The sequence below is a fragment of the Paenibacillus terrisolis genome, assembly GCF_056171975.1.
Genome location: NZ_JBKFGG010000030.1, coordinates 76,442 through 86,255, shown reverse-complemented (window position 1 = coordinate 86,255; position 9,814 = coordinate 76,442). Strand labels below are relative to the sequence as shown.

The following is a 9,814-nucleotide window of genomic DNA, read 5'->3' as shown; positions in this document are numbered from 1 at the left end:
CTGGCTCGCGCACGTGGTGCGCAAGCCTTCGGTCACCATGTTGTCTTTAATGCCGATCGGCAAACCAAACAAAAGCCCCTTCTTTTCTCCGCTCGCCAGCTTGTTATCCAGGCGTGCGGCCTCGGCGCGAGCCCCTTCTTCGTTGAGCGTCAAATAAGCTCCGATTCGCTCATCTCTCGCCTGAATGGCGGCAAACGCTTCGCCGACCAAATCGGTTACGGACAACTCCTTGCTGTGGAGCTTGTTATGTATCTCCTGTAAACGCAAATCAAAAAGCGCCAATCCGGCTTCCTCCTTCATGTAACGTTTAATAGTGGCTGATTTTACTCCAATACGGCAGGCACTTTGAACTGCCCGTTCTCTTCCTCAGGAGCGTTACGGAACACTTTTTCCTGCGGCAGGCTTTCCCTCACTTCATCCTCGCGCATGACATTGCTGAGATGCAGCACATGCGTCGTCGGTTCGACATTTTCCGTATCGAGTTCATTCAATTTCTCCGCATATTGTAAAATCGCGTTCAATTGCTCCGTGAACAATTCCCGCTCTTGTTCCGTCAAATGCAGTCGGGCCAGCTTGGCCACATGATCGACATCCTTGGTCTGGATACTCATTCGCAGCGTCCTCCTAAAAGTAGTACAGTTGATTAAAATTATATTGTAGATTCCCGCGCAATTCAATCCGTTAAAGCGAAACAAGGAAAAGGGCCTTAAAAACAAACGGAAACGGCGATCGCCCCCATTCAAGGAACGAATACCGTTTCCGCTTCAAAAGAGTCCGGCATCGCCTAACCCTTTAGATCCATGCCCGTAGATTCACTTGCTTGATGAATTCCGCCTGAGACAAAACCTCTTTTGTTGGTTCCTCGTCTTTGTCCGCATCATTGCCGTCGCCGTTCATAATTTGCATGAACAGCTTCTCATTGTGCGTAGCCAAAGCGTAGTCGATCAAGGCTTCCTGGGTCGCACGCTCCGCTTGCTGCTCAATCAACCGTTCCTCGGACTCCACGTCGCTCGAAGGAACGAAATAATTCCGTCCGGTCTTCGGGGATCTTATAACATAATCGAACGCATTATCCGGGTTACGGTCGTAAGCAATAATGTAACCATATTCCCCAACAGGAAGATTCTGCTCAAAAGCATCGTCGACGATCACAATTCTCTCTCCCAAATGCAGCATCGTCTACCTCCCTGATTTTTTTTATTGTAAGTTATGAGCTAACAGTTCAAAAGGTTCATTTGAACTCTCACTTTTATATTATCCTACTAAAAAAAAGGAAGTAGTTCAAGTTTTGCGGCGGAACAAGCATTTTTACAGCCGCCATAACCTCAGCAGCCTGTCGTGCCAAGGCTGATCGATCACTCCCGATCGAAGCGCGACATGGCTCCAGGCGGGCATCTTTCCATCCCTTTCCTTTGAACGGGAGCACCCGGAACCGAATCCGTCCTGTGTGCGAAATAGCTTCCTTCCCGTGTCCGTAAAATAAGTTGAGCGGTTTTTCATCATGTCTCCCCTTTGCCGAAATCCCCTTTTCGGGCCTTATTCTCCCGGAAAAAGCGTTCGGCGGCATCGGAGAACAAAAAAAGAACGCAAACCGGGATTAGTCCACAGCTTGCGTGCTTCGCAAAGGTTACAAACATTTAATAAGTACATCCTATCAAAGGAATGCATTCTTGTCTAGTATTTTTGTACTTTTTCGTATATTTTGCGGAAAAAGCTCTTTTTCTTACGATACGTAAGGGTTATTGGCGCGTTCATACCCAATCGTGGTTTTCGGGCCGTGCCCCGGGTATACCTTGATTTCATCCGCCAAACGGTACAGCTTGCTGCGGATGGAGTTGAAAAGATCGACCTCCCGTCCTCCGGGCAAATCCGTTCGGCCCACACTAAGCCGGAACAGGACATCTCCGGAAAACAAATGTTCCCCGCACAGAAAGCTTACGCTTCCTGGGGAATGTCCGGGAGTATGATAGACGGTAAATTCATGGCCGAGAAGCGACAGCTTTTGCCCTTCGGCCAAATCATATTCGGCTGGATCGGTGCTGATCGGTCCGGATACCTCCGGCCACATCAACGAACCGTTCAGCTTCGGCGTCGTCAGCCAGTCGCTTTCCAGCGGATGGATGTAGACCGGGCATTTTTTCGATTTGCGGATTTCGTCGACTCCGCCGATATGGTCGAAATGGGCGTGCGTGAGCAGTATCGCTTCAATCTCCAGCCCTTCGATTCTGCGAAGCAGCGGCCCCGGATTCATGCCTGGATCGATAATGACCGCGCGATTCTCCTCTTTCCCCCGCAGCAAATAAGCGTTTGTCTGCAATTGTCCCAGAGGGATGGTGTCTATTTTTAACGTCATGTCTTAGTATTCGGAAATTTGCGCGCGCAGCTCGGACACGACCGACGCGTTGACTCCGGCTCCTTCCTCGTATTTCTCCGCCATATTCTTGCGGACAACGGCGATTTTCTCGTCATAATCCAGCGCTTCCCGGTCCTGGTTTTCCTGCTTGAACCGGATCATCAGCTCCTGGACATGTTTTGGACGTGGCCCCCAAGATCCAAGCACCTCGCCATCCGCTTTGACGAAAATAACAATCGGAACGGCTCTGCCGCCCATGGTTAAAAAATGGTCCATTACATCCTGATGTTCCTCAAGAATGAGCACTTCCGTCTCCACGTCGGCGGCTTCCAGGACTTTAAAGACGATCGGTACGCTGCGGACAACATCGCCGCACCAATCCGCGGCCAAAATCAGCACACGCAGGTCGCTCCGAGATTTCAGGCTTTCAAAAAACTCGCGGTCTTCGTCGCTTTGCCAAGCGAAACCGTCATAACCGGCATGGAACGCTTCTTTATTGCGCTGCATCCCCTCCATAAACACCTTGGGAGAAATTCCTTTGCCAAATTTATGCGCCAAATTCAGAGCCATCTTAAGCATCCCCTTTCTTTTTTCCGGATCCAAACCATTTGATAAGTACGTATACCACCAGCAACGCCAAGGCGGTCAAAAGAATCGGCATGATATACGGGCCTGCTTTTTCATCGACGTTCTGCCATTGGTCTCCGAGCGCCATGCCCAAATAAACAAACAAAACCGACCAAGGAATGATCGCCAGCGTCGTGAGCAGAATGAACTTGCCGATGTGCATTCTCGCCATCCCCGCCGGAATGGAGATCGCATGACGCGCTACCGGAATGAACCGGGCCGTAAAAATGACGCCGGGGCCGTATTTCAGAAACCAGGCCTCGGAGGCGTCGATGTGTTTTTTGTGAATCAGGATGTATTTGCCGTATTTCTCCAGCACCGGTCTTCCGCCGTATCTCCCGATCCAGTAAATGAAAACCTGGGCGATGACACCGCCGATGACGCCGAAGAAGATCGCTCCCACAAAACTGATATGACCTAAATGAACCAGGTATCCTCCGTAGGCCAAGACAATTTCGCTCGGAATAATTTCGATCATGAGCCCCAGCATAATGCCGAAGTAGCCCAATTGCTGGACCCAATCCAATAATACTGCAACTAAATTCGATATCCACTCCACGGTTTTTATCCTCTTTCTTATTAAGATCGCATCTTCAAAAAACATGTCAAAAGCAAAATTGAATGTCAAGCTTGATCTTACGGAACATTTCTCACTCTTGCCTAACTTTTCATTTTTTATATTAGCTTCACTTCGTGATCAAAAGCCGAAGCCGGGTTTTCGGCACCGTCCTCTACTATCAGAGTCTATTCTACCATAGGCGGGGACATGCATTCTACTTAACGCCGGGCCGGTGACTCTGCGGGAAGCCGCCGCATATGTTGTGAGAAAAGGAGGCGGTACCATGGCTAATACCCCAAGCAAACATCAAACTTCCCTCCCCACTCCCCGCAAAATCCGCCGCGGATGCAGCAAGGAGCTGTACCGGACGGTCAAAAGGCTTGGCGTATACATTCCGGAGGATTTGGTGAAGGAAGGCGAAGCTTTGTACTACAAAAAAGTGATCGGCAACCTGCTCTGGATCGGCGAAAACAGCAGCAACCGCAAGGTTCTCGCCGATTGGTGGGATGAGGCGGTCAGTTCCGAACTGGCCGATTTATGGAAGGTTGACCGCGGGGACTTGTCTCGAGCATTCCGGGCAGCGTTTGGCGGATAACCCAAAATGGAAAGCCTGCAAAAGAGCGAAAAATGAGACAGCGCGATTCGAAATATGCGGAGAATGCGAAAAACCAATAAGGACCGGCGGAATCGCCGGTTCTTTCTGTTTGGAACTTTAGAGACTGAAGGCTAGGGAGCTGGCAATACAGCATCCGCAGACAGACGTGTCAGTTGTTTTAATTTACCGCCAAGAGCGGCGGCCTCTGCAGTCATTTTGAATTGACGGTCATTTCGCTGCAGAGGTTTGGCCGACACGTCCGCAGCAAGCTTCGCGTAGCCGGCGTACATGGATACTCCCGCCTCCGCGGCTGCATTTGCCCGGCGGAGATCGCCTTGAGCCAGCAGCATTTGCGACAACCGCTCTACGCATCGCAGCGCGGCGGTTTGTCTGTTCCGGTCGAAATGGTCCAGTTCAACCGCGCGTTGCAAAACCGGCAAGGCCCCCGTGTTTCCCTGCCGGGCCATGGCGCTGCCAAGGGCGAGCCACAAATCGGGCGCGGCCGGTTCGTAGGCAAGGCCGCCACGCAGCAATGCTTCGGCCGCGCCTTGCGAAGCTTGCAATCCGGCCAAGGCGACGCGGGCCGAGGTGCGATAAGGGCCATGCATCAGAGATTGTTCCAGCAGCGCAGCGGTTTTATCGGTCCGTATGGCACGGTCGGCAGCATCGTCCTCTGCAATTTCGCCGTCAGCCTCTTCTTCCGGCTTCCCGCTCATAGGGGCTATCGCTGCCGGATCAGGGCGATGATTTTCCGCTGCGGCAAGAGCATAATATCTTAGGCTTTCGGCATGATGAAACCCGGACAAGCCGGAGGCAAGCAATGCCACGCTCCCGGCCGCGTAAGCGATGGTTCGAAGCTTAAACGCCTTCAGCAGCGGAAGCTGCGGAAGCTGCGGAAGCTGCGGAAGCTGCGGAAGCTGCGGAAGCCGCATAGCAATCGGCCGCCCCCGGGCCGGCTCTGCGGCCGACCGTTTTCCCGCCCTCTCTTCGGTGTCCTTCGCTGCCGCAATCCCCGATATCCATAAAATCAGCAGCCATACAAGGCCATAGCTCATATCAAAGTCGATCGCGCCGTGAACAAGTAAAACCATGAAGGGCGGCAGCAGCATGCGATGAGATTTCCACAGCCGGAGCGCGATAAAACCCAGCCACAGCAGCATAACGGACAAGCCGACCAGACCGAGGTCCAGCGCCATGTCGATATAGCCGCTGTGCATCTCGCTGCCGACGTAAGGACGGCTCTGCACGCTGCGGAACGCCAGGCGCCAGACATCTCCACCTTCCCCCAGCCAGGGGGAGCGGAGGTACAGCCGCCAAGCGTCGCCGTACATGCGCGCCCGGGCGAGCAGTGTTTCGGGGCGGAGCAGCCGCCCCGTCAGCCCGCCGCCCGCAAGTGCCGCCCCCGCCGCGGCCAGCAGCGCGGCGGCAAGCGCCCCGCGCGAGCGCAGCCGCGGCAGGCGGGCGGCAAGCCCGGACAGCGCCAGCGCCGCCGCCATCATGGCGGCGAGCAGAAGCAGTCCGGGCAGCGGTGGCGGGGCCAGCCGCGCGGCAGCCAGCCGGCGGGCGAACGCGGCGGCCGCGGCGAGCAGGGCGCCGCCGTGCAGCAGCAAGCGCCGCCGCTCCGGACCGCGCAGCAAGAGGCAGCCCGCGGCCACGCCGGTCAGCGCAGCGGCAAGCGCCCCGCGTGATTCGGACAGCATGAGGCAGGATGCAAACAGAAACACCCAGCCCCCCGTCCGGTACCCTCGCCAGCCTTTTCTGCGGGTAAATTCCGCAGAGCTCAACCGGGCAAGCGCCAGCAGCCGCTCAAGCATATAAACGGCCATGATGGCGCCGAAGGTATTGGGATACTGCAGCAGTCCTCCCAGGCGAGCACCCGCCGAAGAAATATCAGGGTCGCCGCTGCGCAGGATGGCGCCCGGCAGCGGCAGCAGGCCGTATACGGAAGCCAGCGCCGTCAAGGCCAGCAGGCCGCCGATCGCAAGCCAGCCCGCTTCCAGCATTCGGCGTCCCCCCGCTTGCCTTGCTAAGGCATATACAAACAAACCGAAAACACCGTAAAACATCCAGCGAAGCAGGGACTCTATCGTTGCCTGCACCGAAAGAGGGCCAACGGCCAGAGCAAGCCAGTACATTCCCGCAAAAACAAAAGGTCCGCATGGCGGCAGCCAATACCGCACACCGATGCCCCCGACCCGGGAAGATACGGAACCCGCATCCGTCTTTGCCCGCCATGACAGAAGCGCCGCCTGCCAAACGCCGGTTGCCGCCAACATCGAAAATATGACGCAGGCGGCAGTCAGCCACGCCGAAATTAACAGCAAAGCGCCAACCGAATCCGTATAGAACATTCCCCGCATCAGGCAAATCGTCCATCCCGTACCCACCATAGCGGCAACCGGCCCAAACCGTCCTATTCGTTTCAGTCCCTTCGCCCCCCTCTCGCCATGCTCCGGATTTAACCGACCTAATACGAGTTATTGGCATTTCGGAAGGAACGTATTCCAAAAAGAAAACCTGAGGTACTGGCCGCCCTCAGGTTGAATTTACCGTTCTATGTTACCAGTAGATTTCCCAATCCGTTAGATTACGGACCAACGCCTCGAGATAGAAATAATCGCCCCAGAGATTGCATTCATCCACACCAAGCCCATGCGGTTTGCTGTATACACCGTGCAGCAGCAGACCGTCGGCTTCCTCCCCTTTTACGGCATATTCGCGCATTAGCGAGGTAAGCATGGCAAGAGCCGCAGTTCTGTACAGCTCCCGGTCTTCCGGCCGCACCTCCGGATATTTGGCCATCTCCAAAAGTCCGCAGGCCGCGATTGCGGCGGCCGAAGAGTCGCGCGGCTCATCCGAACCGTCCGGAATCAGCAGATCCCAATAAGGAACGCCATCCGCCGGAAGGCGATTCAGATAATAATGGACAAGACGCTTGAAGGTTTCGGGTATGAATTCGTATTTGGCGTATTTGTAGGTCAACGCAAGCCCGTAGATTCCCCAGGCTTGCCCTCTGGCCCAGCAGGATTCGTCGGCATAACCTTGGGAAGTTGCTCCCCGCAGGGCGTCTCCGGTCACGGGATCGAAGAAATAAGTATGGAAGGTTGATGCGTCTTCACGAATAACCGTGGCCACGGCGGTCTCGAAATGCTGCAGCGCAGCCCGGCGGTAGACCGGGTTTCCGGACGCCTCCGTTCCCCAATAAAGCAGCGGCAAATTCATCAGGCAGTCGATGATGAGCCGGTTATTTCCGGGATCGTTCATATCTCCCCATGCCTGAATGAACCTTCCCTTGTCCTTGAAACGAAGCAGCAATAATTCCGCCGCCGCAAGCGCCGCCTCTTTCGCCTCTTCCCGGCCGGTAATTTTGTAACCCGCTACGCACGACAAGCTGTACAAAAAGCCCAAGTCGTGATGGTTCACGTCGATCCGGTCCTCCGCCCTCGTTTTGAAGCCGTCCGCTTGCAGTTCCGCCGTCTTCTTATAGCGGGCATCCCCCGTTATCTCGTAGGCCAGCCACAACATCCCCGTCCAAAAGCCGGGCGTCCAGCTGACATTCCCGGATTCGAGATATTTGCCGCCCTTGCCGGCTTCGGAAGGAAAGCTTCCGGTAAACCGCGGCAAATTGTCCCCGATTTTGCTCAAAGCAGTTCGGAAGGCCCGCTCGATCTCTCCTGCCCCCGGATTCTCCATAACGCCAAGCCAACCGTCGTGCCGCAAAGGCTCCAGCCGCGGCTTGCGAAAATCACTCATTGCAATATCCAAACGAACATTCCCCCACTCTCATATAATTTCAAGATGTCAGCCCTTGACCGCCCCAACCAGTACCCCTTTGACAAAATATCGCTGCAAAAAAGGATACACGCATAAAATGGGCAAAGTCGTTACCATGATGGTCGCGTATTTGATCGTTTCTCCGATTTGATACTGCTCCGCCCCTCCGCCGGAAGTCATGCTTTCCGTGGAGTTGGAAATCAGGATTTCCCTAAGGATAACTTGCAGCGGGAAAAGACCGCGGTTCTTGATGAAGATCGAGGCGTAAAACCAGCCATTCCACTTTTCCACCGAATAATAGAGCCCGATAACCGCCAGCACCGGAAGAGACAATGGCAGGATAATGCGGAACAGGGAGACGAAATGGTTGGCCCCGTCGATCTTCGCCGATTCCTCCAGCGCATCGGGAATCGAAGCGAACGAGGTTCTCATAATGATCAGGTTAAACGTGTTCACCGAAAACGGAATGATGATGGACCACAGCGTATCCAGCATTCCCACGCCTTTGACAACCAAATATAGCGGAATCAAACCCCCGCTGAAAAACATCGTGAACAGAATCAGGAACATGAAGCCCTTGTTCCAAAGTACGTTTTTGCGCGAAAGCACGTACGCCCCCATCGAAGTCAGCAGCAGATTGATGGCCACACCGACCACCAAGGTAAACAAGGTGTTGCCGAAGCCTCGTAATATCGCGGAATTGGCGAACACCTTCTGATAGGCTTGCAAATTGAAGCCAAGCGGCCGCAGCAGCATTCCCTGATGGGCCACGATCCGGTCTGCATCGCTGACGGAGGCGAAGGCAACGTACAGCATCGGGTATATCGTGACCACGATCAGAAGGCCGACCAGGACATACACGACGGCATCAAAAAATCGCTCTCCTAAATTTTGCTTTACAGGCATGTTTTCTCTTCCCCCTTACCTTCCAACCGGCAACTCCCCACGTTTACCATAAGCTGGTCTCCGCGGCTTTTTTGCTGACCTGATTGGCAATGATGAGCAGCACCAGATTCAGCACCGAATTGAACAGGCCCACCGCCGCGCTGTAGCTCCAGTCGAATTCAAGCAGACCTTTACGGTACACGAAGGAAGAGATGACATCCGCCGTTTCATAGGTCATGGAGTTGTATAACAGAATAATCTTCTCAAAACCGACGTTAAGCAGATTCCCGACCCGCAAAATAAACATAGTAACGATGATCGGCACCAATCCGGGCAGCGTAATGCTCTTCATCTGCTGCAGCCGCGAAGCTCCGTCGATGCGGGCCGCTTCGTATTGCTCCTGGTCGATCGACGTCAAATATGCCAGGTAGATAATCGATTCCCAGCCGATCCGCTGCCAGATATCCGACACAATATAAATCGTCCGGAACAGCTCGGGCTTCTGGAGCATGGCCTGGCCGTCGCCGCCGAAAAGGGAGGTAAACAACATGTTGATGAACCCTCCCCCGTTCGTAAAATCCTTGATCATGCCGCATATGACAATGAGGGAAATAAAATACGGCATGTAGGTCACGGACTGGGCGAATCTTTTAAACCTCCGATTCCTGATTTCGTTGAGCAGCAGCGCCAGCAAAATTGGCATGGGGAATTCGAAAATCAGGGAATAGACGCTGATCAAAATCGTATTGCGGAAAATCCGCCCGAAGTAATAGCTATTAAAAAAATCGGCGAAATGGGCGAAGCCGACCCATTCGCTTCCGCCGATCCCTTTCATCGGCGTGTAGTTTTTAAAGGCGATAACCGCTCCGTACATCGGCGCGTATTGAAAAACGATATAGTAAGCCAGCACCGGCAGCATCATCAAATAAAGATACTTATTGGTGAGGAAATCCTTGACGAATTTGTTCATGGGGCCTCCTTGGATAAATCCGCGCGGAGAAGGGCCCCTTCCCCGCGCGGA

At 54.2% G+C, this 9,814-nt stretch carries 11 protein-coding genes; 1 reads left to right on the top strand and 10 read right to left on the bottom strand.

Annotated features, from left to right (window positions below; genetic code table 11):
• From ACI48K_RS20610 to uptA, 6 genes are all read right to left on the bottom strand, one after another.
• Window positions 1–282, bottom strand: a 282-nt coding sequence (locus ACI48K_RS20610) for an amidase family protein (RefSeq protein WP_475029512.1), incomplete at its 3' end; no start/stop codon positions are given.
• A gap of 41 nt (window positions 283–323) precedes the next feature.
• Entirely contained in the window at window positions 324–611 is a 288-nt protein-coding gene (gene gatC / locus ACI48K_RS20605; RefSeq protein ID WP_475029511.1) for an Asp-tRNA(Asn)/Glu-tRNA(Gln) amidotransferase subunit GatC, read from the bottom strand.
• Window positions 612–792: 181 nt separating this feature from the next.
• The gene (locus ACI48K_RS20600) at window positions 793–1,176 is read right to left on the bottom strand and encodes an ATPase (protein ID WP_475029510.1); all 384 of its coding nucleotides are present in this window, start codon (window positions 1,174–1,176) and stop codon (window positions 793–795) included.
• A gap of 547 nt (window positions 1,177–1,723) precedes the next feature.
• Window positions 1,724–2,353 (bottom strand): MBL fold metallo-hydrolase, encoded by a 630-nt coding sequence (locus tag ACI48K_RS20595; RefSeq protein ID WP_475029509.1) that lies wholly within the window; start codon window positions 2,351–2,353, stop codon window positions 1,724–1,726.
• Window positions 2,354–2,356: 3 nt separating this feature from the next.
• A complete protein-coding gene (locus ACI48K_RS20590) occupies window positions 2,357–2,923 on the bottom strand; it encodes a thioredoxin family protein (protein ID WP_475029508.1) in 567 nt (188 codons plus the stop codon).
• Between the two features lies 1 nt (window position 2,924).
• Complete coding sequence (gene uptA, locus ACI48K_RS20585) at window positions 2,925–3,470, bottom strand: undecaprenyl phosphate transporter UptA (protein WP_475029517.1); 546 nt, start codon at window positions 3,468–3,470, stop codon at window positions 2,925–2,927.
• Between the two features lie 352 nt (window positions 3,471–3,822).
• Here uptA and ACI48K_RS20580 point away from each other — a divergent pair, with 352 nt between their 5' ends.
• Complete coding sequence (locus tag ACI48K_RS20580; protein ID WP_475029507.1) at window positions 3,823–4,134, top strand: dehydrogenase; 312 nt, start codon at window positions 3,823–3,825, stop codon at window positions 4,132–4,134.
• 131 nt (window positions 4,135–4,265) lie between these two features.
• Here ACI48K_RS20580 and ACI48K_RS20575 read toward each other — a convergent pair whose 3' ends face one another.
• From ACI48K_RS20575 to ACI48K_RS20560, 4 genes are all read right to left on the bottom strand, one after another.
• Window positions 4,266–6,524 (bottom strand): hypothetical protein, encoded by a 2,259-nt coding sequence (locus ACI48K_RS20575; RefSeq protein WP_475029506.1) that lies wholly within the window; start codon window positions 6,522–6,524, stop codon window positions 4,266–4,268.
• A gap of 169 nt (window positions 6,525–6,693) precedes the next feature.
• On the bottom strand, window positions 6,694–7,899 hold the full coding sequence (locus ACI48K_RS20570; RefSeq protein WP_475029505.1) for a glycoside hydrolase family 88 protein: 1,206 nt from the start codon (window positions 7,897–7,899) through the stop codon (window positions 6,694–6,696).
• A gap of 36 nt (window positions 7,900–7,935) precedes the next feature.
• Window positions 7,936–8,814 carry a carbohydrate ABC transporter permease gene (locus ACI48K_RS20565; RefSeq protein ID WP_475029504.1) on the bottom strand — a complete coding sequence of 293 codons (879 nt, stop codon included), beginning with the start codon at window positions 8,812–8,814 and terminating at the stop codon, window positions 7,936–7,938.
• Between the two features lie 43 nt (window positions 8,815–8,857).
• Window positions 8,858–9,763: an ABC transporter permease gene (locus tag ACI48K_RS20560; protein WP_475029503.1), complete on the bottom strand. Its 906-nt coding sequence runs from the start codon at window positions 9,761–9,763 to the stop codon at window positions 8,858–8,860.
• Between the last annotated feature and the right edge of the window lie 51 nt (window positions 9,764–9,814).